This window comes from Ruegeria sp. (assembly GCF_965221235.1).
GTDB lineage: Bacteria > Pseudomonadota > Alphaproteobacteria > Rhodobacterales > Rhodobacteraceae > Ruegeria.
This window is the reverse complement of sequence record NZ_CBDCRS010000004.1, coordinates 1,497,094-1,523,674: the sequence shown is the minus strand read 5'-3', so window position 1 is coordinate 1,523,674 and position 26,581 is coordinate 1,497,094. Positions and strand designations below refer to the sequence as shown.

The 26,581-nt window shown below is 59.4% G+C and carries 28 protein-coding genes; 14 read left to right on the top strand and 14 right to left on the bottom strand.

The window, feature by feature from the left end; all coding sequences use genetic code 11:
• Window position 1 precedes the first annotated feature (1 nt).
• Window positions 2-1,504: an aldehyde dehydrogenase (NADP(+)) gene (locus tag ACOQOY_RS10740; RefSeq protein WP_420585420.1), complete on the top strand. Its 1,503-nt coding sequence runs from the start codon at window positions 2-4 to the stop codon at window positions 1,502-1,504.
• Between the two features lie 42 nt (window positions 1,505-1,546).
• The gene (locus ACOQOY_RS10735) at window positions 1,547-2,476 is read left to right on the top strand and encodes an SMP-30/gluconolactonase/LRE family protein (protein ID WP_420585419.1); all 930 of its coding nucleotides are present in this window, start codon (window positions 1,547-1,549) and stop codon (window positions 2,474-2,476) included.
• Window positions 2,477-2,963: 487 nt separating this feature from the next.
• Here the strand turns inward: ACOQOY_RS10735 and ACOQOY_RS10730 are convergent, their stop codons facing one another.
• A complete protein-coding gene (locus ACOQOY_RS10730) occupies window positions 2,964-3,536 on the bottom strand; it encodes a putative glycolipid-binding domain-containing protein (protein ID WP_420585418.1) in 573 nt (190 codons plus the stop codon).
• Between the two features lie 171 nt (window positions 3,537-3,707).
• Window positions 3,708-5,540: a dihydroxy-acid dehydratase gene (gene ilvD / locus ACOQOY_RS10725; protein ID WP_420585417.1), complete on the bottom strand. Its 1,833-nt coding sequence runs from the start codon at window positions 5,538-5,540 to the stop codon at window positions 3,708-3,710.
• Window positions 5,541-5,646: 106 nt separating this feature from the next.
• On the opposite strand from ilvD, the gene ACOQOY_RS10720 reads away from it, so the two are divergent.
• The 5 genes from ACOQOY_RS10720 (at window position 5,647) to ACOQOY_RS10700 (ending at window position 9,041) form a co-directional block, all read left to right on the top strand.
• Window positions 5,647-6,210, top strand: a complete 564-nt coding sequence (locus tag ACOQOY_RS10720) for a helix-turn-helix domain-containing protein (RefSeq protein ID WP_420585416.1) — start codon at window positions 5,647-5,649, stop codon at window positions 6,208-6,210.
• A gap of 4 nt (window positions 6,211-6,214) precedes the next feature.
• Window positions 6,215-6,484: a CBU_0592 family membrane protein gene (locus ACOQOY_RS10715; RefSeq protein ID WP_420585415.1), complete on the top strand. Its 270-nt coding sequence runs from the start codon at window positions 6,215-6,217 to the stop codon at window positions 6,482-6,484.
• 80 nt (window positions 6,485-6,564) lie between these two features.
• Window positions 6,565-7,419: a 3-mercaptopyruvate sulfurtransferase gene (gene sseA, locus ACOQOY_RS10710; RefSeq protein ID WP_420585414.1), complete on the top strand. Its 855-nt coding sequence runs from the start codon at window positions 6,565-6,567 to the stop codon at window positions 7,417-7,419.
• The gene (locus ACOQOY_RS10705; protein WP_420585413.1) at window positions 7,419-8,603 is read left to right on the top strand and encodes an aromatic amino acid transaminase; all 1,185 of its coding nucleotides are present in this window, start codon (window positions 7,419-7,421) and stop codon (window positions 8,601-8,603) included. The genes sseA and ACOQOY_RS10705 overlap by 1 nt, the downstream gene beginning before the upstream one ends.
• A 141-nt stretch (window positions 8,604-8,744) precedes the next feature.
• Window positions 8,745-9,041, top strand: coding sequence for a YciI family protein (locus ACOQOY_RS10700; RefSeq protein ID WP_420585412.1), 297 nt, complete (start codon window positions 8,745-8,747; stop codon window positions 9,039-9,041).
• Between the two features lie 55 nt (window positions 9,042-9,096).
• On the opposite strand, the gene ACOQOY_RS10695 is transcribed toward ACOQOY_RS10700, so the two are convergent.
• Both ACOQOY_RS10695 and ACOQOY_RS10690 read right to left on the bottom strand, forming a co-directional pair.
• Window positions 9,097-10,410 carry an ammonium transporter gene (locus ACOQOY_RS10695; protein ID WP_420585411.1) on the bottom strand — a complete coding sequence of 438 codons (1,314 nt, stop codon included), beginning with the start codon at window positions 10,408-10,410 and terminating at the stop codon, window positions 9,097-9,099.
• Window positions 10,411-10,443: 33 nt separating this feature from the next.
• Window positions 10,444-10,782: a P-II family nitrogen regulator gene (locus ACOQOY_RS10690; protein ID WP_039541190.1), complete on the bottom strand. Its 339-nt coding sequence runs from the start codon at window positions 10,780-10,782 to the stop codon at window positions 10,444-10,446.
• A gap of 259 nt (window positions 10,783-11,041) precedes the next feature.
• On the opposite strand from ACOQOY_RS10690, the gene ACOQOY_RS10685 reads away from it, so the two are divergent.
• Window positions 11,042-13,228, top strand: coding sequence for a transglycosylase domain-containing protein (locus tag ACOQOY_RS10685; protein ID WP_420585410.1), 2,187 nt, complete (start codon window positions 11,042-11,044; stop codon window positions 13,226-13,228).
• A gap of 60 nt (window positions 13,229-13,288) precedes the next feature.
• On the opposite strand, the gene leuB is transcribed toward ACOQOY_RS10685, so the two are convergent.
• Window positions 13,289-14,392 carry a 3-isopropylmalate dehydrogenase gene (leuB, locus tag ACOQOY_RS10680; protein WP_420585409.1) on the bottom strand — a complete coding sequence of 368 codons (1,104 nt, stop codon included), beginning with the start codon at window positions 14,390-14,392 and terminating at the stop codon, window positions 13,289-13,291.
• Between the two features lie 91 nt (window positions 14,393-14,483).
• Here leuB and ACOQOY_RS10675 point away from each other — a divergent pair, with 91 nt between their 5' ends.
• Window positions 14,484-15,011, top strand: a complete 528-nt coding sequence (locus ACOQOY_RS10675) for a redoxin domain-containing protein (RefSeq protein ID WP_420585408.1) — start codon at window positions 14,484-14,486, stop codon at window positions 15,009-15,011.
• Between the two features lie 3 nt (window positions 15,012-15,014).
• Here the strand turns inward: ACOQOY_RS10675 and ACOQOY_RS10670 are convergent, their stop codons facing one another.
• The 7 genes from ACOQOY_RS10670 to ACOQOY_RS10640 all read right to left on the bottom strand — a co-directional run bounded on the left by ACOQOY_RS10670 (window position 15,015) and on the right by ACOQOY_RS10640 (window position 20,951).
• Complete coding sequence (locus tag ACOQOY_RS10670; RefSeq protein WP_420585407.1) at window positions 15,015-15,908, bottom strand: LysR family transcriptional regulator; 894 nt, start codon at window positions 15,906-15,908, stop codon at window positions 15,015-15,017.
• A 57-nt stretch (window positions 15,909-15,965) separates the two neighbouring features.
• Window positions 15,966-17,009, bottom strand: a complete 1,044-nt coding sequence (locus ACOQOY_RS10665; protein ID WP_420585406.1) for an endonuclease/exonuclease/phosphatase family protein — start codon at window positions 17,007-17,009, stop codon at window positions 15,966-15,968.
• The gene (locus ACOQOY_RS10660) at window positions 17,006-17,785 is read right to left on the bottom strand and encodes a hypothetical protein (protein WP_420587235.1); all 780 of its coding nucleotides are present in this window, start codon (window positions 17,783-17,785) and stop codon (window positions 17,006-17,008) included. Before ACOQOY_RS10660 ends, ACOQOY_RS10665 begins: the two co-directional genes overlap by 4 nt.
• 382 nt (window positions 17,786-18,167) lie before the next feature.
• Entirely contained in the window at window positions 18,168-18,773 is a 606-nt protein-coding gene (gene leuD / locus ACOQOY_RS10655) for a 3-isopropylmalate dehydratase small subunit (protein ID WP_420585405.1), read from the bottom strand.
• A 42-nt stretch (window positions 18,774-18,815) separates the two neighbouring features.
• On the bottom strand, window positions 18,816-19,370 hold the full coding sequence (locus ACOQOY_RS10650) for an HdeD family acid-resistance protein (RefSeq protein WP_420585404.1): 555 nt from the start codon (window positions 19,368-19,370) through the stop codon (window positions 18,816-18,818).
• A gap of 37 nt (window positions 19,371-19,407) precedes the next feature.
• Window positions 19,408-20,811, bottom strand: a complete 1,404-nt coding sequence (gene leuC / locus ACOQOY_RS10645; RefSeq protein WP_420585403.1) for a 3-isopropylmalate dehydratase large subunit — start codon at window positions 20,809-20,811, stop codon at window positions 19,408-19,410.
• A gap of 44 nt (window positions 20,812-20,855) precedes the next feature.
• Window positions 20,856-20,951 carry an isopropylmalate isomerase gene (locus ACOQOY_RS10640; RefSeq protein WP_420585402.1) on the bottom strand — a complete coding sequence of 32 codons (96 nt, stop codon included), beginning with the start codon at window positions 20,949-20,951 and terminating at the stop codon, window positions 20,856-20,858.
• Between the two features lie 102 nt (window positions 20,952-21,053).
• On the opposite strand from ACOQOY_RS10640, the gene ACOQOY_RS10635 reads away from it, so the two are divergent.
• The 4 genes from ACOQOY_RS10635 (at window position 21,054) to ACOQOY_RS10620 (ending at window position 23,932) form a co-directional block, all read left to right on the top strand.
• Window positions 21,054-22,406 (top strand): mechanosensitive ion channel family protein, encoded by a 1,353-nt coding sequence (locus tag ACOQOY_RS10635; RefSeq protein ID WP_420585401.1) that lies wholly within the window; start codon window positions 21,054-21,056, stop codon window positions 22,404-22,406.
• A gap of 164 nt (window positions 22,407-22,570) precedes the next feature.
• Window positions 22,571-22,930, top strand: a complete 360-nt coding sequence (gene rsfS / locus ACOQOY_RS10630; RefSeq protein ID WP_058276550.1) for a ribosome silencing factor — start codon at window positions 22,571-22,573, stop codon at window positions 22,928-22,930.
• A gap of 44 nt (window positions 22,931-22,974) precedes the next feature.
• Window positions 22,975-23,445, top strand: a complete 471-nt coding sequence (gene rlmH / locus ACOQOY_RS10625; RefSeq protein ID WP_420585400.1) for a 23S rRNA (pseudouridine(1915)-N(3))-methyltransferase RlmH — start codon at window positions 22,975-22,977, stop codon at window positions 23,443-23,445.
• A gap of 1 nt (window position 23,446) precedes the next feature.
• Window positions 23,447-23,932 (top strand): flavodoxin family protein, encoded by a 486-nt coding sequence (locus ACOQOY_RS10620; RefSeq protein WP_420585399.1) that lies wholly within the window; start codon window positions 23,447-23,449, stop codon window positions 23,930-23,932.
• 3 nt (window positions 23,933-23,935) lie between these two features.
• On the opposite strand, the gene ACOQOY_RS10615 is transcribed toward ACOQOY_RS10620, so the two are convergent.
• Together ACOQOY_RS10615 and ACOQOY_RS10610 are read right to left on the bottom strand one after the other, a co-directional pair.
• Complete coding sequence (locus ACOQOY_RS10615) at window positions 23,936-24,283, bottom strand: hypothetical protein (protein ID WP_420585398.1); 348 nt, start codon at window positions 24,281-24,283, stop codon at window positions 23,936-23,938.
• 35 nt (window positions 24,284-24,318) lie between these two features.
• The gene (locus ACOQOY_RS10610) at window positions 24,319-25,029 is read right to left on the bottom strand and encodes a DUF599 domain-containing protein (RefSeq protein ID WP_420585397.1); all 711 of its coding nucleotides are present in this window, start codon (window positions 25,027-25,029) and stop codon (window positions 24,319-24,321) included.
• An 82-nt stretch (window positions 25,030-25,111) separates the two neighbouring features.
• Between ACOQOY_RS10610 and ACOQOY_RS10605 the strand changes: the two genes are divergently transcribed.
• A complete protein-coding gene (locus ACOQOY_RS10605) occupies window positions 25,112-26,551 on the top strand; it encodes an FAD-linked oxidase C-terminal domain-containing protein (RefSeq protein WP_420585396.1) in 1,440 nt (479 codons plus the stop codon).
• Window positions 26,552-26,581 lie beyond the last annotated feature (30 nt).

The following is a 26,581-nucleotide window of genomic DNA, read 5'->3' as shown; positions in this document are numbered from 1 at the left end:
GATGATCCTTGGACAAAACCTGATCGACGGAAACTGGGTCGGATCAGAAAACCTGCGCGCCTCAGACGATCTGGAAGGGCAGAGCTTTGCCCAAGCCACCGCCGCGCAGGTGGATGAGGCCTGCCGCGCTGCCCTCAGGGATTTCCGAGCCTATTCCGGTAAATCGCGAGCCGAGCGCGCCACGTTTTTGCGCTCGATTGCTGAGCAGATGGATGTGCTGGGGGACGAGATTATCCAGACCGGCATGGCTGAGACCGGACTGCCCGAGGCCCGTCTGGTGGGCGAGCGTGGCCGAACCACCGGCCAGCTGCGCATGTTCGCCGACCTGATCGACAAGACCGGATATCTTGATATCCGCAAAGATGGCGCACTTCCTGATCGGACGCCACTCCCCCGTCCTGATCTGCGCCTGACGCACAAAGCTATCGGCCCGGTGGCCGTCTTTGGTGCGTCGAACTTCCCGCTCGCCTTTTCCACGGCGGGCGGGGATACCGCCTCGGCTTTGGCAGCGGGATGTCCGGTGATCGTCAAGGGCCACAGCGCCCACGCAGGCACCGCTGAACTGGTGGCGCAGGCCATCGCCAAGGCGATTGAGATCTGCGACATGCCCGCAGGCACGTTCCAGATCGTGCAGGGGTCGGGGCGCGAGGTTGGGTCGGCGCTGGTGCAACATCCCGATATTCGGGCGGTTGGTTTCACCGGATCACTGGCCGGGGGCAGGGCGCTTTATGATCTGTGTCACGCGCGTCCAAGTCCGATCCCGTTTTATGGTGAGCTGGGCTCGGTCAATCCGATGTTCTGTCTGCCCTCAGCGATGGGCACCCGGGCAGCCGAGATCGGGGCGGGATGGGCCGTCTCGCTGACCATGGGGGCCGGGCAGTTCTGTACCAATCCCGGTGTGGCCGTGATGCTGAAAGGCCCGGATGCGGATGCGTTGGAAACCGCCTGTGTTGCCGCACTGAACCAAACCGCCGAGCAGAAGATGCTGACCGACGGCATCCACGCGGCTTATGAACAGGGCGTGCGCGCCTTCCGCGATCTGATGACCGAGGTCACATCCTGCGGTGCCGCAACCGGAAAGCGCGCCGCCCTGCCTGCGCTGTTCAAAGTCAGCGCCGCAGAATGGATGGCGACCCCCCAGTTGCAGCATGAGGTCTTTGGCGCGGCGGGTATCATCGTTCTGTGCGACACGTTGGACGAGATGCGGGATGTGGCAGAAGCTCTGGAAGGGCAGTTGACCCTGACCCTGCATCTGGACGACGCCGATCAAGATTTTGCTGGCGACCTGTTGCCCATTCTCGAAGAAAAAGCCGGGCGATTGCTGGCCAATGGGTTCCCCACCGGTGTCGAGGTTTGTTCCTCAATGATGCATGGCGGGCCATACCCGGCCAGCACCGATGTACGCGCAACCTCGGTCGGAACTCTGGGCATCGCGCGATGGCTGCGCCCGATCAGCTATCAGAACATGCCTGATGCTTTGCTGCCGAGTGAATTGAAAGGCTAAGGCAGACGGCCCAGGCGAGAAGGCAAACAGAGGAGTAAACGAATGTACGGCGTTCTGGACGGCACCGGATTTGAGGTCATAGAAAAAGAGTTCGAGGCCTGTTTCATCGGCCATGCGCGGGTTGAGCGGCTGTGGACTGGCGCACGCTGGTCCGAGGGGCCGGTCTGGTTTGCCGCCGGGCGTTATCTGGTTTGGTCGGACATTCCCAACAACCGTCTGATGCGCTGGGACGATACCGATGGATCGGTCTCGGTGTTTCGGCAACCGTCAAACAATGCCAACGGCAACACCGTGGACCGGCAGGGGCGGCTGGTGTCCTGCGAACATCTGACCCGGCGCGTTACCCGGACCGAACATGATGGATCGATCACCGTATTGACCGACGCGTGGCAGGGAAAGCGCCTGAACTCCCCGAATGATGTGGTCGTCAAATCGGATGGGTCCATCTGGTTCACGGACCCTTCATACGGGATCATGATGGACTATGAAGGAGAGCGCGCCGAAAGCGAGATTGGCGCGTGCCACGTGTATCGCGTCGATCCGGTATCGGGCGAAGTAACGGCGGTTGCAACCGACTTCATGAAGCCCAATGGACTGGCCTTTTCCCCGGATGAGAGCTTTCTTTACATCTCTGACACCGGCGTCACGCATGATCCCGATGGCCAGGCGCATATCCGCAAATTCGGGGTCTCAAGCGACGGAAAATCCCTGACGGGAGGTGAAGTCTTTGCCAATTGCTCCGCGGGTTTGTTCGACGGTTTCAGGCCGGACCGCGAAGGCCGCATCTGGAGTTCTGCTGCGGACGGTGTTCACTGCCTGAACCCACAAGGAAATCTGATCGGCAAGGTGCACATACCCGAGATGGTAGGAAATGTATGTTTTGGCGGCTCCAAACTGAACCGGTTGTTCGCAGCCGGAACAAGCAGCCTTTACGCGATCTACCTCAATGTAAACGGTGTCTCACCGGTTTGATTTTACTTGCTACAGTAGGGTTGCAAGCAGGGGAGGCAGCTACAGAAGCCGACGCAAATCCCAATCGAACAGTTTTGGAACAAGTTAAAGCACAAAGTTATCAAAGGACTGCTACTTCTTTAAAGAAAAAGCTCTCAAAGCGTTCATTGCGCCTGCCGTACAAATCATAGTGCCAGGGTCTGCAATGTGAGTAAGGCTGCAGCATTTAAGTACGCGGTCGAATGACAGGATTGGGCCGTTGTCACACATCCTGACAAACTGACTAATCGGCAGCTTTGTCCGCGATGTGTGAGCCCACTTGGTGTCCAATACTGCAAGTGCAGCGAATGACCGCTAAGCGGGCTGCGTCCGCAGCATTCGAGACCATGGTTGAGTGACCGGTATGGGCCGTCCACGAAGTGGCGCAATCGCACAGCTAAGCGGATGCTGCGGTGCGTCCGATGACCGCGAAGAGCCCAAATGATAGCAATCATTCGATAGCGATCCTTCACGACGTACTTTTGGCAAGCCTTCTAAATGTTTCTGGATAGTCCAAAACCAAACCGGATTCATCGATTTCAAGTTCAGCGGTGAACGCCCTGAACAATCCCTCGTATTTGTAACGCCGCCCCGAAACCAGGCAGGTGTATCGTTGTTCAGCGGGTTCGGGCAAAAAGGCTCCATCGACCTGATCCGGCAGCGGTACGTAGGCGACCGTGATGCCCCGACTTTCACCTTCTCGAAGACATAAGCGTTTAATTGGGAGTGTATTCGTTGCTGGTGTGATGCCGATATCTACGTCAAAACATCCCTGTAGTATGTCGAGTGTCCGGTTGCCGATCCGGTCATACCAGTTTCCGCTCTCATCAGCTTCGACATGGAGGGACGGTCCATTGAGATAGTCAACGCGAACCTCGCGCGTTCTGAACACCGCGTCAGTACGAACCGAGTAATGCCCACCATAGAGCCCAAGGCGCGTGCCAGCCACTACACCTTCAATTGAAATACCGTCAGATGTCTGGAGGCACACGCAGTGCTCCAGCCCCTGTCTATCCCAGTCCTGCCAACGAACTACTGCCACTGTATCTACCCCAGAATTTTGTTTGATGCGACCGTATAGCGCCACTGAACGGCGGTAAAGGATGCTTTGATGACCTATGAGCCACCGATAGGAATGACGGCAACGTCCGCACAGCAGAACAAAAAACAGCCCACCTGATGGGTGGACTGTTTTTGTTGAGTGATTTCTAACTCAGACCTGACGAACGGCTCCTTTTGCCGCGCTGGTCGTCAGCTTGGCATAGGCTTTCAGCGCGGTGGATACCTTGCGCTTGCGAGGCGCTGCGGGAACCCAACCTTTCTCATCCTGTTCTTCGCGACGTGCCGCCAGTTCTTCATCGGACACAGCCAAATGGATTGAGCGATTGGGGATATCGATCTCGATCTTGTCACCCTGGCGCACCAGACCGATCACACCACCTTCAGCCGCTTCGGGTGAGACGTGACCGATCGACAGACCCGACGTACCACCCGAGAAGCGGCCATCGGTCAGCAGGGCGCAGGCTTTGCCAAGGCCTTTGGATTTCAGGTACGAGGTCGGGTACAGCATTTCCTGCATGCCGGGGCCACCGCGCGGGCCTTCATAGCGGATCACCACCACGTCGCCCTCTTTGACCTTGCTGGTCAGGATATCGTTCACGGCCTGATCCTGGCTTTCGCAGACATAAGCCGAACCGGTGAAGGTCAGGCTGCTGGCATCCACGCCTGCGGTTTTCACGATGCAGCCGTCGCGCGCGATATTGCCGAACAGAACTGCCAGACCGCCATCCTGACTGAAGGCATGCTCTTTGCTGCGGATCACGCCGTTTTCGCGGTCGGTATCCAGCTCTTTATACCGGTTCGACTGGCTGAACGCCTGCGTGGTGCGGACGCCACCCGGTGCGGCCTTGAACAGATCCTGCGCAGCAGGGTTGTTTGCAATCTTGATGTCCCAATTGGCAATCGCATCGCCCATTGTGGGTGTGTGAACGGTGCTGCAATGGTCGTGGAACAGACCTGCACGGCTGAGTTCACCAAGGATCGAGAAGATGCCGCCAGCGCGGTGGACGTCCTCCATATGCACGTTTTCGGTGTTGGGGGCGACTTTACAGAGGCAGGGCACTTTGCGGCTCAGCCGGTCCATGTCGGACATGGTGAAATCGACGCCGCCCTCATGCGCGATGGCCAGCAGGTGTAGAACGGTGTTGGTGGACCCGCCCATGGCGATGTCCAGACTCATCGCGTTCTCGAAAGCGTCGAACGTGGCGATTTCGCGCGGCAGGAAGCCTTTTTCATCCAGCTCATAGTGCCGCTTGGTGATCTCAACGATGCGGCGCCCAGCCTCAAGGAACAGCTCTTTGCGATCCGAGTGTGTGGCAAGGGTTGAACCGTTGCCCGGCAGCGCCAGACCCAGAGCCTCGGCCAGACAGTTCATCGAGTTCGCGGTGAACATGCCCGAGCACGAGCCACAGGTGGGGCAGGCGTTTTCTTCGATATGCTGCACCTGCTCATCGGTAAAGCGGTCATCGGCCGCGGCAACCATCGCGTCGACAAGGTCGATCTTCTTGGCGTCCAGATCCTTGATGTCGATCTTGCCAGCTTCCATCGGCCCGCCCGAGACAAAGATCGCAGGGATGTTCAGGCGCATCGCAGCCATCAGCATACCTGGAGTGATCTTGTCACAGTTCGAAATGCAGACCATCGCATCGGCGCAGTGCGCGTTGACCATATATTCAACCGAATCCGCAATCACCTCACGCGAGGGCAGCGAATAGAGCATCCCATCGTGGCCCATCGCAATGCCGTCATCCACTGCGATGGTGTTGAATTCCTTGGCCACACCGCCTGCGGCCTCAACCTCGCGCGCAACCATCTGGCCCAGGTCCTTCAGATGGACGTGGCCCGGCACGAATTGGGTGAACGAGTTGACGATGGCGATGATCGGCTTGCCGAAATCGCTCTCGGTCATGCCTGTGGCGCGCCACAGGCCGCGGGCACCGGCCATGTTGCGGCCATGGGTGGAGGTTCTGGATCGGTACATTGGCATGATGCTGTTTCCCTTTTGCCTCGGGTTGCATAACGTCGAGATTGTGCGTTATAGCGCACGTAACACACGTGCGCTATAACGCACAAGGGGATTCGGAAGACGTAAGATGGCACCGGACGATATTACACTGAAACTACGTGATGTGCGCGCCGCCGCAGGGCTGAGCCTGTCCAAAGTGGCAGAGATGACCGGCGTCAGCAAAGCCATGCTGGGTCAGATAGAACGTGGCGAATCCAGCCCGACCATCGCAACGCTGTGGAAGATCGCCAAGGGCTTTCAACTACCGCTGAGCGCCCTGATCGGTTCGGAAACTCTGCGGGATACGCCCAGTTCGGATGTGTTCCGCACCGTGACCTTCCCCGGCAGTCTTGAGGTCAAGATTGTTTTTCCGTTTGACGCTGGCCTGCGGGCCGAAACCTTTCACGTCAACCTCGCACCCAATCAGCTTCACGAATCCGCCGCCCATGCCGCAGGTGTCACCGAAGAGGTGTTTGTCCTGACCGGCGCGCTCGACATTTTGCGCGATGGAGAATGGGTGTCGTTGCGGGCCGGGCAGGGGCTGCGTTTTGCAGCGGACCTGCCGCACAGCTATCGCGCGGGGGAACAGGGCGCGGCGTTTCTGAACATGCACCATTATGCGCAGTTGGATGCGCTTGCCGCGATCGGTTGAAACCATGACCGCATTTCTGAACAGTCTGACACTGGCGGATGCCATCGGCTCTTTCGGGGCTCTGGTTGTTGTGGCCGCTTATTTCGCAACCCAGATGCGGATGATGAATTCCGAGGATCTGGCCTTTCCGGTGTTGAATCTCGCCGGGTCAGTTCTGATCGTCCATTCGCTGCTTGAGAACTTCAATCTGGCGTCGATGCTGATCGAGGGGTTCTGGATTTTGATCAGTCTGATCGGGATCATCCAATTTTTCCGTCTCAGACGCGCGCGATAGACCCGCAAACCCCCTTCCAGCCTTGAACCTGCATCCCTGCGCGTATAGGGACAAACCAACCGCGCTTTGGGGAGGCTTTGATGCAGGACGATCCAAAAACCCTCGTTTCAACCGAATGGCTTGCCGCCCACATGAAGGACCCGGATCTGCGGATTCTGGACGGGTCGTGGTATCTGCCGCAGCAGGGACGGGACGCCAAGGCGGAATATGATGCAGGCCACATTCCGGGCGCGCGGTTTTTCGACATTGATGACATTTCCGATCAGCGCTCGGACCTGCCGCATATGGCGCCTCCGGTCGAGAAATTTATGTCGCGCCTGCGGGCGATGGGCGTGGGCGATGGCCATCAGGTGGTGGTCTATGACGGCGCCGGGCTGATGTCTGCCGCGCGGGTCTGGTGGCTGTTCCGCCTGATGGGGCAAGACAATGTCGCCGTTCTGGACGGTGGTCTGCCGAAATGGCAGGCCGAGGGGCGTGAGATCGAAGACCTGCCCCCTGTCATCCGCGACCGCCACATGACGGTGCGCGTTCAGAACCATCTGGTGCGGGACGTAACGCAGGTGTCGGCTGCGGCCAAGCTGGCGGATCATGAGATCATCGACGCCCGCTCTGCCAGCCGTTTTGCCGGGACCGAGGCAGAACCGCGTGAAGGCCTGCGTTCGGGCCATATTCCGGGGTCGCGCAACGTGCCGTTTGGGAATTTGCTGAATAAGAACGGCACGATGAAATCGCCAGAAGATTGCCGCGCCGTGTTCGAGGCTGCGGGTGTAGATCTGTCTAAGCCCGCGATCACATCCTGCGGGTCAGGCGTAACCGCTGCGATCCTCAGCCTTGCGTTGGAACGTATCGGCAAGAGAGACCACTCGCTTTATGACGGCTCCTGGGCTGAATGGGGTGCCTTCCCGACCCTGCCCGTCGCAACCGGAGAGAACTGATGTTCGAGAACCTCAAACCGCAGCCCGCCGACAAGATTCTGGCACTGATGCAGGCGTACCGCGAAGACCCACGCGATCAGAAGATCGACCTGGGTGTGGGCGTCTACAAGAATGCCGAGGGCGTGACCCCGGTGATGCGCGCGGTGAAAGCCGCCGAAAAGCGCATTCTGGAAGAGCAGGAGAGCAAGGCTTACACAGGTCTGGCCGGTGATCCCGCCTATGCGGATGCGATGATCGGCCTGATCCTTGGCGACGCGGTTCCGCGCGCCAACATCGCCGCCGTGGCGACTCCGGGCGGTACTGGTGCCTGCCGTCAGGCGTTTGAGATGATCCGCATGGCCAACCCCTCGGCCCGTGTGTTCGTGTCAAATCCGACCTGGCCGAACCACCTGTCGATCCTGAACTATCTGGGGATGGAGACGGTTCAGTACCGCTATTTCGACAGCGAAACCCGTGGCGTTGATTTCGATGGCATGATCGCCGATCTGAAAACCGCCAAAGCGGGCGATGTGGTTCTGCTGCACGGCTGCTGCCACAACCCGACCGGGGCCAATCTGAACATGATCCAGTGGCAAGAGGTCGTGAACCTGATCAACGAGCTTGGCCTCGTGGCGATGATCGACATTGCCTATCAGGGCTTTGGCGATGGTCTTGAGGAAGACGCGCAGGCAACCCGTCTGGTCGCATCCTCGGTCAAGCGCTGCCTGATTGCGGCGTCCTGTTCGAAAAACTTCGGTGTATACCGCGAACGCACCGGTCTGCTGATGGCAATCAGCGATGATGCTGCACAGACGGCACTGAACCAGTCGACGCTGGCCTTTCTGAACCGTCAGAACTATTCCTTCCCGCCCGATCACGGTGCGCGGGTCGTGACCACGATCCTGACCGACGACGAACTGCGTGCTGATTGGGCCGCTGAACTGGAAGAGGTCCGCCTGTCCATGTTGGGCCTGCGCCAGCAACTGGCTGACGAGCTGCAACGCCTCAGCGGCTCCGATCGGTTTGGGTTCATCGCCCAGCACCGCGGCATGTTCTCGCGCCTTGGGGCAGCACCGGAACTGGTCGAGCAGCTGCGCAACGTTCACGGCATCTACATGGTCGGCGACAGCCGCCTGAACATCGCCGGTCTGAACGCGACCACGGTTCCGATTCTGGCTCAGGCGATTGTAGACGTCGGGGTTTGAATCACCTCGTCGAAAAATTGCAAAGCCGCGCAGCTCAGCGCGGTTTTTTTATTCTGGGCTGTCAGGTTGCAACGGACTGGCCCTACAGTCTCGCGAAAGCCATTCTTACCATCCCCTCAGAGATTGTTTGAGGAGAAAAAAATGCGTTGGGCGGTCATATTCCGAGACACCAAAGACATGCTTCAAATTCGGGCGCGTCGCGATCTACGTGATGCACATGTCGCCTATGCAAAGGCGCATCCAGAGCTGTTGATCGGTGGTGGACTAAAGCCGAACTCTGACGAAGACTTCTGCGGGGCGCTATGGGTTGTTGAGGCAGACAGCAAAGCGGATGTGGTCGCATTGATAGAGAAAGATCCGTTTTACGTAGCCGAGCACCGCAGTTTCGAAATTTTTTCTTGGGGGAAACTGTTGGAGGGTCAAACAGTGACCCCATGAATGCAAAAAAAAGCCGGGCGCGAACGCCCGGCCTTCGAGTGGTTAACTCAGGTTGTTAGCCCTTCGAGAACTCAGGATATGCTTCCATACCCAGTTCCGCCATGTCGAGGCCATTGATCTCGTCCTCTTCGCTGACACGGATGCCGAGGGTTGCCTTCAGCACCATCCACAGGATCAGCGCGCCGACAAAGGTGAACACACCATAGGCAACGATACCGGTCAGCTGGGTGATCAGGTTGGCTTCACCGTAGAAGATCACGGCGATGGTGCCCCAGATGCCTGCGAACAGGTGAACCGGGATGGCACCGACAACATCGTCGATCTTGAACTTGTCCAGCATCGGAACCGCGAAGACCACGATGATACCGCCCACAGCACCGATCCACAGCGCGCCGAACAGGGTCGGGGCCAGAGGTTCAGCGGTGATCGACACCAGACCGGCCAGTGCGCCGTTCAGCACCATGGTGAGATCAGGCTTTTTGTACAGGACCTGGGTCAGGATCAGGGCTGCGACGGCACCGGATGCGGCGGCCATGTTGGTGTTGGCGAAGATGCGCGAGACGTCGGATACGTCGCCCACGGTGCCCATTGCCAGCTGCGAGCCGCCGTTGAAGCCGAACCAACCCAGCCACAGGATGAACGTACCCAGAGTTGCCAGCGCCAGATTCGAGCCGGGCATTGGGTGAACTTTGCCGTCTTTGTACTTGCCGATGCGCGGGCCAAGGATGATGGCACCTGCAAGAGCTGCCCAGCCGCCGACCGAGTGTACAACGGTCGAGCCAGCGAAGTCCGAGAAGCCCATCGCATCCAGCCAGCCGCCGCCCCATTTCCAGGAACCGGAGATCGGGTACATGATACCAGTTAGGACGACGACGAAGATCAGGAAGGGCCACAGTTTGATCCGTTCGGCCACGGCACCGGACACGATCGACGCGGTGGCGGCTACAAAGACCAGCTGGAAGAAGAAGTCAGAGCCGATCGAGGCATAGTCCAGCGCCGCTGCGTCGGCACCAACGCCCACAGGATCAAGCACGGTCGGGCCGCCAATAGCAAAGAAGCCATTGAAATCGCCCGGATACATCGTGTTGAAGCCGATCAGCCAGTACATGATCGCCGCGATGGAAAACAGCGCGATGTTCTTGATCATCTGCATGGCGACGTTTTTGGAGCGCACCAGGCCGCCTTCCAGCATGGCAAAACCCGCTGCCATGAAGAACACCAGGAAGCCTGCCATCAGGAACAGCAGGGTGGTAAAGATATATTGGGTGTGCAGCGCGGCCTCACCGGTTGCGGCGGCCTCTTGCGCCAGACCCATCTGCGGCAACGCGACAAGCGCGGCGGCAGGGATGAGAGATTTCATCAGGTTCATTGTCAGTCCTCGAATGTTGGTGAATGGCGGCGCTTACAGCGCCTCTTCGTTCGTTTCCCCGGTCCGCACGCGCAGGGCCTGCTCGACATCGAGGACGAAAATCTTGCCGTCGCCGATCTTGCCGGTTTTGGCGGTGGTGGTGATGGTCTCGACGATCTGATCGGCCATTGTCGCGGGCACGACGATCTCAAGCTTAATCTTGGGTACGAAGTTCACGGCGTATTCGGCGCCGCGATAAATCTCGGTGTGACCGGATTGCGAGCCGAAGCCCTTGATTTCGGTCACCATCATGCCGCGTACGCCTGCGTTGGTCAGTGCCTCACGCACTTCCTCAAGCTTGAACGGCTTGATTGTCGCAATGATCAGTTTCACGTTTATCCCCTCTGCTTTCCGGACGGTCCGGTCTGTTTTGCACTTGCAGAAAAAGAGCGCGGCGGGCCGCAGTAAGGAACGGTTAAGGGGGTAAGACGCTGGGGAAATATGTGGCAAGTTGCACATTTTTTGCACAAAACGTGACGGGTGATTAAAAAATGTGCAGATTGAAGAGGGGTGTTGCAGGTATTTCTGACCTCTACTTCATCGCCGTGGCAGGGTATGGTGCCTCAAAACGAGAACCGGGCAGAGTTTGAGCATGACTGAGTCCAGGCGCCGAAAGGCCCCGCTTGTTGCGGACAAAAGATACCCGTCGAAGGGGCGCAAGCCCACGGCGGCCAAGCGTGCTGCCAAGCCAGCGGGCAAGAAGGCGGCGGCGCGCAAGACGACGACCCGCAAAATCACGCGGAAGAAGACACGCCGTAAATCCGGCGGCAATGGAGGCGGGTTTTTCCGCCGCCTCTTCCGGTGGGTCTGGCGCGTATTTTGGGGCATAACTTGGCGCGTGGGCGCAGTGGCCGCGATGCTGCTGGCGCTGGCGGTGGGTGTTGTCTACACCTCGTTGCCCGATGTGGATGCGCTGTTGGATGGTCGCGCGCGCGGTTCGGTCACGTTGCTGGATCGCAACGGCAAGGTCTTTGCCTGGCGCGGGGACCAGTTCGGCGGGGTGATTACGGCTGATACAGTCTCACCGCATCTGAAGAACGCCGTTGTCGCTACTGAGGACAAGCGATTCTATCGCCATTTCGGGGTCAGCCCACGCGGCGTCGCCAGCGCTGTGCGCATCAACCTGAGCGAGGGGCGCGGGCCGCTGTCGGGTCACGGCGGTTCGACCATTACGCAACAAACCGCCAAGCTGCTGTGCCTTGGCGTGCCGTATGTCCCCAGTGAGTGGGAATCCGAGGCCGCATATGAATCCGATTGCCGCCAGGGCTCGTTGTGGCGCAAGGCTAAGGAAGCGGTTTATGCGATTGCGATGGAGGTCAAATACTCCAAGGACGAGATTCTGACGATCTATCTGAACCGGGCCTTTCTGGGCGCGGGCGCGCGCGGGTTTGAGGCCGCGAGCCAGCGCTATTTCGGCATCTCTGCTGCCGAGGTGAACCCGGCACAGTCTGCGATGCTGGCCGGCCTTCTGGTTGCCCCGACGCGTTATGCCCCCACCAACAACCTGCAACGCTCGCAGGAGCGGGCGCGGCTGGTGATCGGGCTGATGGAAGCGCAGGATTACCTGACCACCGCGCAGGCCAGTCAGGCGCGCAACAACCCGGCGCAACTGTCCGACGCAGCAGCGGCGCGCGCAGGTGGGTATTTCGCCGATTGGGTGATCACGGAACTGCCCAGCTTTTTCGGCACCGACTCCAAAGATGACGTCGTGATCAAGACCACGCTGGATCAGCGTATCCAAACATCTGCCGAGGAAGCGTTGAAATACATCTTTCAGGAGAAAGTGCGCCAAGGCTCAGAAGCTCAAGCCGCAATCGTCGTGATGTCGGCGGATGGCGCTGTGCGGGGCATGGTCGGCGGGCGAAAAACCCGGGTGTCCGGTGCGTTCAACCGGGCCACGCAGGCGCTGCGGCAGACTGGGTCGTCCTTCAAGCCTTTCGTATACGCCACGGCTTTGGAGTTAGGCTATTCACCGCTGGATACGGTGGTGGATGAACCCTATTGCATCAACATTCCCGGCTCTGGCCAATGGTGCCCCAAGAACTACACCAACAAATACTATGGCCGGGTCACGCTGGCCGATGCGCTGAAGAACTCGCTGAATATCCCGGCGGTTAAAGTGGCCGAGGTTGCTGGGCTCGACAATGTTCGCACGGTGGCCAGTGGCTTTGGCATTGAAAGCGACCTGGCCCAAGGCCCTGCGCTGGCGCTGGGCGCGTCGGAAAGCACGTTGATCGAGATGACCGGTGCCTATGCTGGTATTCTTAACGGTGGCTCATCGGTGGAACCCTACGGTCTGTCCGAGTTGAAGCTGCTGGGCGACGAAGCACCGGTGATGGTCAAATCCACGGGTATTGGCGAGCGTGTGATCAACGACAAGGCCGCTAAGCAACTGACCTGGATGATGGAGCGCGTGGTCTCGGAAGGTACCGGAGGACGAGCGCAGCTGCCCGGATGGCAGGTGGCGGGCAAGACCGGTACCACGCAGGCGGCACGGGATGCGTGGTTCATCGGGTTTACGGCGGATTACGTGACCGGGGTTTGGATGGGGTATGACGACAACACCCCGCTGTCCGGTGTCACCGGGGGCGGGTTGCCAGCCGAAATCTGGAAGGAAACCATGCTGCGCGTGACCGAAGGCATGACGCCCACGCCGCTGCCGATGGTTGCCCCCGATCCCCCCGTTCGAACGGCCCAGCCCCAACAACAGCGCCGCCGTCAGGGGCGTGGCTTTGAAGAGGCCATCAACAACCTGTTCAAGAACATCTTCGGTAACTGAGGCGCAAAAGAAAAAGGCGGCGCACGCGGCACCGCCTTTTCAATTCGAGTTTAAGCCTGATCAGAGGCTGCTGTCCAGCGCTGCCAGAATGGCATTGCCCATCTCAGTGGTCGAGACCGGGGTCACGCCCTCATCCGCCAGCAAATCGCCGGTGCGCACGCCATCGGCCAGCACTTTCTCGATCGCGGCTTCCAGACGGTCGGCTTCATCGCCCTGATCAAAGCTGTAGCGCAGCGCCATGGCGAAGCTGAGGATGCAAGCGATCGGGTTGGCCTTGCCTTCACCCGCGATGTCCGGGGCCGAGCCATGTACCGGCTCGTACATCGCCTTGGGGCGACCATTGGCCATCGGCGCGCCCAAAGAGGCCGAGGGCAACATACCCAGCGAGCCGGTCAGCATCGCAGCACAGTCGGACAGGATGTCGCCGAACAGGTTGTCGGTCAGGATCACATCGAACTGTTTCGGCGCACGCACCAGCTGCATCGCGCCGTTGTCGGCATACATATGGCTCAGCTCGACCTCGGGGTAATCGGCAGCGACACGGTTCACAACCTCGCGCCACAGGATGCCCGACTCCATCACATTGGCTTTTTCCATCGAGCACAGTTTTTTGTTCCGACGCATCGCCAGTTCAAAGGCCGAGCGCGCGGCGCGTTCGATCTCGGATTCAGTGTAACGCTGGGTGTTGATGCCGACGCGCTCATTGCCTTCCTCGAAGATACCGCGCGGCTCGCCGAAATAGACGCCTGAGGTCAGCTCGCGCACGATCATGATGTCGAGGCCAGCCACGATGTCTTTCTTCAGCGACGAGAAGTCAGCCAGCGCGTCAAAGCACTGGGCAGGACGCAGGTTGGAATACAGGTCCATTTCTTTGCGCAGACGCAGCAGGCCGCGCTCGGGCTTGAGGCTGAAATCCAGATCGTCGTATTTCGGACCACCAACCGCGCCCAGCAGAACTGCGTCCACCTCTTGCGCCTTGGCCATGGTCTCATCCGACAGGGGTTTGCCGTGGGCGTCATAGGCCGCACCGCCGACCAGATCCTCGCTCACGTCAAAGTGAAGGCCGCGTTTGTCGCCGAACCAGTCGATGATTCTGCGCACTTCGGCCATAACTTCCGGGCCAATTCCGTCTCCGGGCAGGATGAGGAGCGAGGGGTTGGACATGGACAGTCTCCTTGCGTTTTGTCGCACACGCCCTAGCGTCTGCGCCGCATCGGGTCAATGAGACGATCCGGCAGAATCACGAGGAAAACACATGTTGATACCGGGAAATCCCGTCCCAGGCCTGAAAATCGAAACCGTTGGCCATGGAACCTTTGATCTTGAGGCTGACAAAGGCGAAAATGGCACGCTGGTCATTCAATATCGCGGATTGCACTGCCCCATCTGCATTCGCCAAATGAAAGAGGTCGAGGCCGCGCTGGACGATTTCGCAGCCATCGGTGTCGAGGTCATCATGCTGAGCACGGACACTGCCGACCGCGCGGCCGAAACCGTGGAAAAGGCAGGGACGACCCGGTTGCGCGTGGGGCACAGCCTGCCGCTGGCGGCTGCGCGCGAAGACTGGGGCCTGCATCTGTCGCAGGGGCGCGAAGGCACGGCCGAGGCGCAACTGTTTGCCGAGCCGGGGCATTTCTATATCGCACCCGACCGGACGCTGTATTTCGCCTGGCAACAGACCACACCCTTTGCCCGCCCATCGACGGCGGATATCCACGGTGGGATCAAATATGCGTTGGACAACGGCTATCCGCCGCGCGGCACCTATACCGGCGCGGTGTAATCGCTAGAGGCTGGCTTTCAGCCCGGCGGCCAGCAAATCCCAGACCCTGCGATTACGCGGGGTCTGGCGCATGGCTTGCGGCGCGGCCAGCCATATTGGCAGCGCCAATACCTCAAGATCGGGCAGCACAATCTCGATATCCGGGTCGGCCTGCGCCACCTGAACCTGCGTAAAGCCGATGCCACACCCTGCGCGCACCAACTGCCAATAGGCGCTTTGCAGATCGCATCTGGTGGCAAAGCTGTCCTTGCTGGCAGGCCAGCCACGGGCGCGCATCCGGGTGATTATCTGCTCATTGGCGTCAAACCCGACCAGATCATGGGTGAACAGGTCTTCGGGCTTTTCCGGTCGCCCGGCGCGATCCAGATAGGAACGGGCGGCGCAGAAGCACAGTTCGATATCCCCCAAATAGCGCGAGATCAGGTCCATCTGCTCGGGGCGGTTTCCACGCACGGCTATGTCGGCCTCGCGGTACAGCAGATTTTCGATGGTATCGGTTGCCACCAGTTCCAGCTGAATGGCTGGTTCCTGCGCCCGGATCTGGGCCAGAATCGGTGGTAACAGGTGGTGAGAGGCAAAGACCGAGGCGGTGATGCGCACTGACCCTTCCAATTGCTGTGCCTGCCCGGCTGCGGTCAGGCTGAACGCGGTCATGGCCCCGTGCATCTGTTTTGCCATCGGCAGCAGCTCTGCACCCACCTCGCTCAGCTTCAGGCCACGTGCATGGCGGTCAAAGAGGGACACGCCCAGTTCCTCCTCCAGCGCGTGGATATGGCGGCCCAGCGTCGGCTGGCTGCGATCCAGCTGCCGCGCCGCCGCCGACAGTGAGCCGGTTTCGGCCACTGCCAAAAAACTTTGGATCAGTGACCAGTCCGCATGGGTGAGAGATTTGTCCATTCAGATATGAATACACGTTGTGTGCGTCGCGGCAATTCCCCATGAATCCCGAATAGGTCAATTCAAAGGTGTATCCGGTGTGGTCACATCGACCCAGACCAGCCGGTGCCTGCTGGCCTGCTCTGCTGCCGTGCGCAGGGGCGTATCTTTTTCCGGCCAGAGAACGCCCGCCCCTGTCACCCGAAGGTCGGCCGAGGGCAGCACGTAATCCACGCGCATTTCGCCAACCGCCTTCCATTCGACTGTGGTCAACGCGCCCATGGCGTCACTCGGGCGCGAGTCTTGCAGGCGGGGGTCCTCCAGAAGGGCCTGAATGGCCTCTTTGCGACCCTCACCCTGATCCGGGTCCAGATTGGCATCCCCGGCGATAACGAAAGGGCCGCTGGGCCTGCGTCCCAGTTTGCCGTCCAGAACTACAGACCAGAGGCGAACCTCATCTCGGTTACGCAAGCCATTGCGGTCCTCGGGGCCGTCAAAGACCGGGGGGGCGGCGTGAAAAGTCATCACTTCCAACCGGCCGAGAGGCGTTTCAACCGGAACGATCCAATGGGCGACGGCAGAGAGGCGCTGAATGCGCTGGGCCTCTTCCGAGGGGAACGGGCCATCCTCGGTGGTCGGCAATTTCGCACCCGGCAAGTCGCGCCACAGAAGGTCGGTGAAGTCCTGCACTTGGTCGGCGAGAATGGGATAGCGAGACAACAATGCCAGCCCGCCGTGTCCGGTGAAGCGACCCCAACCTTGCGCATCTGCCGGGCCATGGGTGCGACCGTCTCCGTTCAGGTCCAGCGATGTCTCAAGCCCGGTATTGGGCTGGGCTGCAAAATGATAAGGGTAGTCCAGCCCGGCCCGGCGCAGTTGGTCTGCCAGTGCCAACAGGGCCAGGCCGTCCATATCCCAGTCGACACCTTGCAATGAGACGATATCCGGCCGCGCCGCGACCATTACCTCGATAACTGCTTTCACCTGTGAATCGCCACGGCGGATGTCCCGCAACAACAGGCCCGGTCCGTCGCGGCCCAGTTCGGTGTTGTAGGTGGCAATACGCACTGTCTCTGCCTGTGCCATCACCGGCAACAGCAACAGTAGAAGGGCGCGGATCATGCGGCCTGAGTGGACTCGGCTGTGGAATAGGCGCGGCGCTTTTCAACGATCAGGTTGGCGATGCGCAGTGTCGCCATGCCGCGCATGATCATGCTGGCGGGCAGGAAGGCCCAGGCGCTCATGGTCCAGATCAGGGTCTGAGGGTTGGTCAGCGAGATCGGGCTGGCGTAGTCAGTCAGCAACTTAATGACGGCAGGGATCAGGAATGGCAGCAACACCCCGATCGAGATGTTCAGTCGACCGTCCCGTTGCAGGCGGGTCACGACGTCTCCGCCCTTGGTCGGATCGAACAGGGGCAGGTTGGTCCAGACGTTAAACGCGCCATTACCTGTGGGCCATCCGCGCAGTTTCACCGCATAGTAAAAGCTGCCCACTGTGACCAATGCGGCAACATAGGCGACGCTGGCGGAAATGCGCACCAGCTCGATCAGCGCTGCGCTGGCATCCGCAGGCAGCATGAGCACGATCAGGCGGACCGGCGAATACGGGAAATCGACCACATTGGCGACGCCCCGGCCAACCGCAAACGCCGCCGCCGTCAGATCGGTCGGCGCATAGACGTTTTTGCAGATCAGCGTCAGGAACGTGACCATTGTCATCAACCCGACAAATCGCAAACGGTTCACCGGCGGCGCGTCACGGAATTCAATAAAGCTGGGAAAAGCCGAGTTATATTCAGCAAAGGTCAGGAAAAACGCGAGAATGGCGAGAAAGACGACAATCTCGGTACCATTCGTTGACGATACGGGCAGGTACAACGCGGGGGTCAGCACCATCAATGCCACTAAAATTCCCCGAATCGCCGCCCCTGTTGTGCGCGCAATCACTATCCGAACCCTTTCCAAACCGGAGTAGCCGATTCTATGCCGACTTAATTCCAACTTGAGCCCGCCGCGTATGTTTTCTGACGGATGCCTTAATCTCGTTCACATTGGAGATAAGCGGCATTTCGCTCAAGCCGAGGTGCAGAAAACACGCCATTTCGGGCAAAAAGATGGCGCAACTGGTGCGGGATTGCATCAATTTTGACGCAAATCCGACGTGTATCTCAATATGATACCTAGATGTTGTGGTTATTAAATTTACAACCCCAAGAATGCGATTGGGGCCGCCCTGGCGACCCCAAAAAGTTGAGTATCCACAGATTCGGTCTCAGAATCAGACCCAGGGACGGGCTTGACCTGCGTGCTCTTCGAACTTGTCGATATGATGGTCTTTTTCCATCGTCAGGCCGATATCGTCCAGACCGTTCAGCAGGCAGTGCTTGCGGTGCGGGTCGATGTCGAACTCGATGACCACGCCATCCGAGGTGGTGATCTGCTGATCTTCCAGATGCACGGTCATGCGGGCGTTTTCGCCTTTATGCGCGTCTTCCATCAGAACCGCGTGATGTTCTTCTTCAACCACGATAGGCAGGATGCCGTTCTTGAAGCAGTTGTTGAAGAAGATGTCGGCAAAGCTGGTCGAGATCACAACCTTGATGCCAAAATCCTTGATCGCCCACGGCGCGTGTTCGCGCGACGAGCCACAGCCAAAGTTGTCACCGGCCACCAGAATCTCGGCCTCGCGATAGGCGGGTTTGTTCAGGACGAACTCTTCGTTCTCCTGCCCGTCATCGTGATACCGCATCTCGTCAAACAGCACGACGCCAAGGCCGGACCGTTTGATGGTTTTCAGGTGCACTTTGGGGATGATCATATCGGTGTCGATATTGATCAGCGGCATGGGGGCGGCCACCCCGTGGACTTTGTCAAACTTTTCCATGTTCACACTCCTGCGGGAGAGGGCCGACCCCATGCCCCGCGTTTAAGCTTGTTTTGCTTCCGTAGTTTCGTCTTTGGGTGCGTCCTTGACGTAGAACGCCATGAAGACAAGGCCGAGTCCGTTGAAGATCATCTCGATGCCCAACAGGATGCCCAGCAACTGCGCCATCACGGTCGGATCCACGCTGGCAAAGCGCCAGATCATGATCGCCAGAACAATCGACATCAGGCCCGAGATCAACGTTGCCCAGAAAAACTGTGTTCCGCGCATCTGGAACGACAGGATCACCCGGGCGATGCCGCCTGCAAAGAACAGGATCAACACAACCGTCGCCAGTGTCAGCGTGCCCTCAAGCGGGTGCGCCCAAAAGGACCACCCAAGAAACAGCATCACCACACCCATGATGAGTGACAGGATCTTGTTGCCGGTGCCTTCAACAGTAAAGCCACCCACAATTTGCAGCACGCCGGAAATCAGCAGCAACACCCCGGTCACCACCGTCACGGCAATCGACGCCACAACAGGCGCGCCCAGTATGAAGATACCAAACGCTATGGACAGAAGCCCCAGCAGGAGCCATTTGATCCAGTCACTCATGTTTTCAATCCCTCAAATATCTAGATATGAGGAGACCTTACATCAATTCACGGACGTCTGTCAGCCGCCCTGTGAGTGCCGCTGCGGCAGCCATTGCCGGGCTCAGCAGGTGGGTGCGTCCGCCACGGCCTTGACGCCCTTCGAAGTTGCGGTTCGAGGTCGCGGCACAGCGCTCGCCCGGTTGCAACTGGTCAGGGTTCATCGCCAGACACATCGAGCATCCCGCCAGACGCCATTCGAAACCGGCCTCTTTGAAGATGTCGGCCAGTCCTTCTTCTTCGGCCTGAGCGCGGACCAGACCAGAGCCGGGCACGACCATGGCGCGCATGCCGTCTTTGATCTTTTTGCCCTTGAGGATTTCGGCGGCGGCTCGCAGGTCTTCGATCCGGCCGTTGGTGCAGGACCCGATAAAGACGGTATCGATTTCGACATCACTCAGCTTTTGACCAGCTTCCAGACCCATGTATTCGATCGACCGGCGGGCCGCGTCGACTTTGCCGCCTTCGAAATCTTCAGGGTTCGGAACAGTTGCAGTGATCGGCAGCACGTCTTCGGGGCTGGTGCCCCAGGTGACGACAGGCGCGATGTCTTCGCCACGCAGGGTGATGACCTTGTCGAAATGCGCGCCTTCATCGGTGAAGAGCGTCTTCCACCAGTCCATCGCCGCTTCCCATTGCGCGCCTTTCGGCGCATGGGGGCGGCCTTTGACATATTCAAAGGTGGTTTCGTCCGGGGCAATCAGGCCAGCGCGTGCGCCGCCTTCGATGGCCATGTTGCAGACGGTCATGCGGCCTTCCATCGACAGATCGCGGATCGCTTCGCCGCAATATTCGATGACATAGCCGGTTCCGCCGGCGGTGCCAGTCTCACCGATAACGGCCAGAGTGATATCCTTGGCGGTCACGCCCGGCTGCAATTTGCCGGTGATTTCCACCTTCATGTTCTTGGATTTCTTCTGGATCAGAGTCTGGGTGGCCAGAACGTGTTCGACCTCAGAAGTGCCAATGCCATGGGCCAGCGCACCAAACGCGCCGTGGGTGGCGGTGTGGCTGTCGCCGCAAACAACGGTCATGCCGGGCAGGGTCCAGCCCTGTTCGGGGCCGACGATATGGACGATGCCCTGACGCACATCGTGCACTGGGTAATAGTGAATGCCGAAATCCTTGGCGTTCTTGTCCAGCGCTTCGACCTGAATGCGCGATTCCGGGTTCTCGATCCCGTTCGCACGATCCGGCGTGGTCGGAACGTTATGGTCCGGCACGGCGATGGTCTTTTCCGGCGCGCGCACCTTGCGACCGGCCATGCGCAGGCCTTCGAACGCCTGCGGGCTGGTCACTTCGTGGACCAAGTGGCGGTCAATATAAAGCAGGCAGGTGCCATCATCGGCTTCGTGCGCGACATGGGCATCCCAGATCTTGTCATAGAGTGTTTTGGGGGACATCGGTCCTCTCCCGTGTGTAAATGAGAAATAGCTGGCGAGGTGGCTTAGGCCGCGCGTAGGCGCGCCAGAACCGTGCGGGCAGCCCCAAAGAACCGTTCACGCAGGCGCGCGCGGTCTTCCAGATTCTGAAGTTGGGCCACATTGAGTCTCATGCGCTCCAGATATATCGGGGTTTGCCGTCAATCAAGGTTCAATACGGGGTCGGGCTTGCATCCCGCGGCAACGCTGTTCAAGCTGACCGTATGAACCAGGACCTGATCCCCAGCTCGCTGTCGGACCTTTATGACAACATGGTCGCGGGCTTTTCCGTGCAATTCGAAAACCTTGTCGAGCTGATCGTGACGCCGGGCTGGCGGCAGCATCAATTGGTCATCATTCTTGCCATGTGGGCGCTAGCTTATGTCCTGAAACTGGTGACTCAGGGTCGGTGGGACGCCTGGGCGCGATCTCGCACCGGTTGGCCGAAATGGCGGCTGCGGACTTTGGTGCAACTGATGCAGCGCCTGACGCTGGTTTATTTCGTGGTTATGTCCTGGGCGCTGTACCTGCTGATGCAGCACATCACATGGCCCTCGCGCAGTTATATCATCGGAGTCGTGGCGACTCTGGCCCTGGCGTGGCTGGCCATTGCATTGGTGGCGCGGCTGGTGCGCAACCGCACCCTGCGGCGGATCTTCAAATGGGCGATGTGGGTCTATGCAACGCTGGTTGCGCTGAATCTGACCGATGATGTGGCCGAGTTTCTGGACGGGGTGGCGATCTCGATCGGTGATCTGCACATCTCGGCGTTGGGGATTCTCAAGGCGGTTCTGCTGATTGGCATCCTGCTGACACTGGCCCGTGTCGGGACCCGCGCTGCCGAGCGGGGGTTGATGAACAATGACGACATCACCCCTTCGATGCAGGTGCTTCTGGCCAAGGGCATTCAGGTGCTGCTGTATGGCGCGGTTTTCATGGTGGCCATTCGCACACTGGGCTTTGACCTGACGGGTATTGCGCTGTTGTCCGGTGCGATTGGTGTGGGTATCGGGTTTGGGCTGCAAAAGGTGGTGTCGAACCTGATTTCGGGGATCATCATCCTGATGGACCGGTCGATCAAACCCGGTGACGTGATCTCTCTGGGCGATACCTTCGGTTGGATCAATGCGCTGGGCGCGCGCTATGTCTCGGTCGTCACGCGGGATGGGCGCGAATACCTGATTCCGAACGAGGACCTGATTACCAATCAGGTGGTGAACTGGTCCCATTCCGACAAATTCGTGCGGCTGGATCTGGATTTTGGCACCAGCTATGACGACGACCCGCATCAGGTGCGCGCGACAGCGATCAAAGCGGTCAAAGCGGTGACCCGGGTCCTCAGCGGAGGCTCGCACGAGCCGGTCTGCCACATCACCGGGTTCGGAGACAGTAGCGTAGACTATGTTCTGAGGTTCTGGATCAGCGACCCGACCAAGGGCCTGACCAATATCCGCGGCAATGTCTATCTTGCACTATGGGACGCATTTAAGGATGAAGGCATCTCGATCCCCTTCCCGCAGCGCGAAGTTCGGTTGCTGCCGGACGGCGCAGAGCAGCAACAGATCGCCAAAGAGTGAGCCGTTGTGCGGGCGCTTTCGCTGCGTTTCATTGAAATGTTGCAATCCCCTTGTTACCTTAATAATACCCCGGCGCCGGGGTTTGGCGGCGCGCAGCAAAGGAGGACTATGTCCTGTCTCTACATACACAGGCGGGTTTGCCCGCCGATGACGGGGCCAGTGTAATGGCCCACTCTCAGTCAATCAGCGACAAGCTGCTTGAACGAATCCTTTCCTCACTTTCCGATGACAAGGCCGAAGACGTCGTGCAGATCAATCTGCAAGGTAAGTCTTCTGTTGCGGATCACATGGTGATTGCCTCGGGTCGCTCGACCCGTCAGGTCTCGGCAATGGCGGAAAAGCTGACGGATCGCATCAAGCAGGAATTCGGTTTCACCTCGAAGGTCGAAGGCAAGGATGCCGGCGACTGGGTGCTGATCGATACGGGCGACGTGATCGTCCATATCTTCCGCCCCGAAGTGCGTGAATTCTATCAGCTGGAAAAGATGTGGCTGCCTCAGGGCGGCAGCGCCTCGGCGAACTGAGGCGCCATCCCGGCCTGCATTAACAGGCCGGAGGCGAGAGAAATATGCGTATCAGCATAGTTGCGGTCGGGCGATTGCGCGCCGGACCGGAGAAATCCCTGCTTGACGATTACCTGACCCGCTTTGACCGGACCGGCCGCGCGCTGGGCCTTGGTCCTGCGCGAGTGATCGAGGTTGAAGACAAGAAAAACGCGGGTATGGGGGCTGAGGCCACCCTGCTGCGCAAAGCACTGCCCAAAGGTGCGGTGATCTGCACGCTGGATGAACGCGGCCGGGTGATGTCTTCGCCTGATTTTGCCAAGAAACTGGGCGGCTGGCGCGATGCCGGACGGCAGGATTTGGCGTTGATCATCGGCGGCGCGGACGGAATAGACCCTAATCTGCGGGCCGAGGCCGATTTTTCCATCTCATTCGGGTCGATGGTCTGGCCCCATATGCTGGTCCGTGTGATGCTGGCCGAGCAACTGTACCGGGCTGCAACCATCCTGTCGGGCGGCCCCTATCACCGGGTCTGAAATGGCGCAGCTTCTGATCGTTTACCATTCGCGCACCGGAGGCACCCGGCAGATGGCCGAAGCAGCGGCTGAGGCCGGGCGTGACGAGGCCGAGGTTGTTCTGAAGTTCGCGGATCAGGCCGGGCCTGAGGATTTGCTGGCCGCCGATGGCTATATCTTCTGCGCGCCCGAGAATCTGGCTGCCATTTCGGGTCTAATGAAAGAGTTTTTCGACCGTTCCTACTATCCGGTTCTGGGCAAGATCGAAGGCCGCCCCTATGCCCAGATGATCTGCGCCGGATCAGATGGAGAGAATGCCGCCCGCCAAACGGCTCGCATCGCCACGGGTTGGCGGTTGAAAGAGGTTCAGCCGCCGTTGATCCTCTGCACCCATGCGCAGACGCCAGAGGCGATACTGGCGGAAAAGACCATACCTGAAGATCAGCTTGAGCAATGCCGCGAGATCGGTGCGGCGATGGCAGCGGGTTTGAGCCTCGGGGTGTTCTGACCCTTAGTTCAGGTCAATGATCGTGGTCGTGTCACTCCAGCCACCGACATTGTCGCGTGCCTGAATCTGAACCTGCGAGATAGTTTCAGGTATCGCCACGCCACTCAGCGACCGGGTGAATGGCTGCTCATCTACATGCGGATGATGCAGCACGCGCAATCCCAGCTCGTTTCCGTCCATATCGAGCACACGCCAGCCATCGGCGTAATCGTCCCAGCCGGTATCAGGATGGCGAATCGTGACGTCGAAACGCCATGTGTCGCCGCTGCGGCTGGCCGAGACCTTCTCGATCGTTGGCGGATCGGCAAACACGGGCGTTGCAAGGAAGGCGGCAAGAATCAGATAACGCATACAGAGACCATAAGATGTGATGTGACCCATTGGAATCACGTCTTGGTGTCAGGCGGCAAGGTCAAAAGGACTGATCGGGAGTGTGAGGCAAACTCGCGCCGGTAGAGCACGCCGAACGTGATCGCCGTGCCGAGGATCAGGGCAATAGGCCCCAGGAACCATGCCAGCGAGGCCAGGGCGAAATATGTGGCCCTAAGGGCGCGATTGAAACTGCGCGCAGCGGTGACGCAAATCTCGGCGGCTTGTGCGGCACGGGGGTAGGCTTGCGGATCCTCCGGGTCGTTTGGGACGGCGGCCATCAGAACAGCGCAATATCCGAACAGGCGATGCGCCCAAACATATTTCAGAAAGGCATTGGCCAGAAACAGGATCACGACAAGAATCTTGATCTCCCACACCAGCGCGGGCGCACTGCCAATGGCCAGATCGCTGGCGACACCCGCCAGTCGCTCGGTATTGCCCAGCAGCGCTAGCCCACCGCCAATGGCGATCATGGTGGTTGAGGCGAAGAAGGTACTGCCCTGCCGCATAGCGGCTACGACCTGCGCGTCGAACATTCGGGGCTGCCGGGTGACCATCTCTCGCATCCAGCCGCGGCGAAAACCGTCCATCATCATGGCAACGGATTGTTTGCCGGGCGAGGGATGCTCGATCTTCCAGCCGATCCCTTGCCACGCGCCAATCAGCAGCAGGATGGCGACATAATCCAGCGTCGAAAACAGAAGCGCGCGATCAATCCAGGTCATAGCCGCGACACTAGGCGCAGATCATTGATCTTGCCAGATGCATAAATTGGTAATATTATTTTACCAAATTGGAGGACCAGCAATGGAAATGCCCCGGCCAAATCCCGATGTGCTTGCGCGAAAGCAAGCTGTTCTGGCGCGCTTGCTAAAGGTTTTGCCTGAAGATGCAGTGATTCACGACCCGGCAGAGACCCGCGCCTATGAGTGCGACGCGCTGACCGCTTATCGCTGCCCGCCGATGCTGGCGGTGCTGCCGTCGACCACGCAAGAGGTCTCGAATGTTCTGCGCATCTGCCATGAAGAGGGCGTTCCGGTTGTCCCGCGCGGCTCTGGCACGTCGCTGGCGGGTGGGGCTTTGCCCACCGCCGACTGTGTCATTCTTGGCATTGCACGGATGAACGAGGTGCTTGAGACCGACTATGACAATCGCTTCATCCGCGTGCAGACCGGCCGCACCAACCTAAGCGTGACCGGCGCGGTTGAAGAACAGGACTTTTTCTATGCGCCCGACCCGTCCTCGCAACTGGCCTGTGCAATTGCGGGCAATATCGCGATGAACTCGGGCGGGGCGCATTGTCTGAAATACGGCGTAACCACAAACAACCTGCTGGGCGTCAAAATGGTGATGATGGATGGCAGCGTGGTCGAGATCGGCGGCGCGCATTTGGATTCCGGCGGGCTGGACCTGTTGGGCGTCATTTGCGGGTCCGAGGGGCAACTGGGCGTGGTGACAGAGGCGACGTTGCGTATCCTGCGCAAGCCTGAAGGCGCGCGGCCTGTTCTGATGGGGTTCGATGACAATGAGGTGGCTGGGCAATGCGTCTCGGACATCATCAAGTCGGGCATCCTGCCGGTCGCGATCGAGTTCATGGATACTCTGTGCATCAAAGCCTGCGAGAACTTCGCACATGCCGGGTATCCCGATTGCACCGCGTTGCTGATTGTCGAGGTTGAAGGGTCCGAAGCCGAGATCGACTATCAGCTGTCCAAGATCGTTGAGATCGCCAAGCGCCATAACCCGGTCGAGCTGCGCGAAAGCCAGTCGGCAGAAGAAAGCGCGAAGATTTGGCTGGGTCGCAAGTCGGCCTTTGGGGCGATGGGGCAGATGAACGACTACATGTGTCTGGACGGGACGATCCCAGTGTCGTCCTTACCCGAGGTGTTGCGCCGGATCGGAGAGTTGAGCGAGGAATACGGCCTGCCTGTCGGTAACGTATTTCACGCGGGTGATGGCAATATGCACCCTTTGATCCTGTTTGACGCCAACAAGCCGGGCGATCTGGAGAAATGCGAAGCGTTTGGGGCGGATATCCTGAAGCTCTGCGTCGATGTGGGCGGGTGCCTGACCGGTGAGCATGGGGTGGGGATCGAGAAACGGGATCTGATGTCGCATCAATACGCGCCTGCTGATCTTGAGGCGCAGATGGCGGTGAAAGATGTGTTCGATCCGCAATGGCTGCTGAACCCGGCCAAGGTGTTCCCGCTGGATGTGTCCCGTGCGCGGCGGATGGCTGCCGAGTAGGGGGCTCTGCCCCCGACGCGCCGTGCGCGT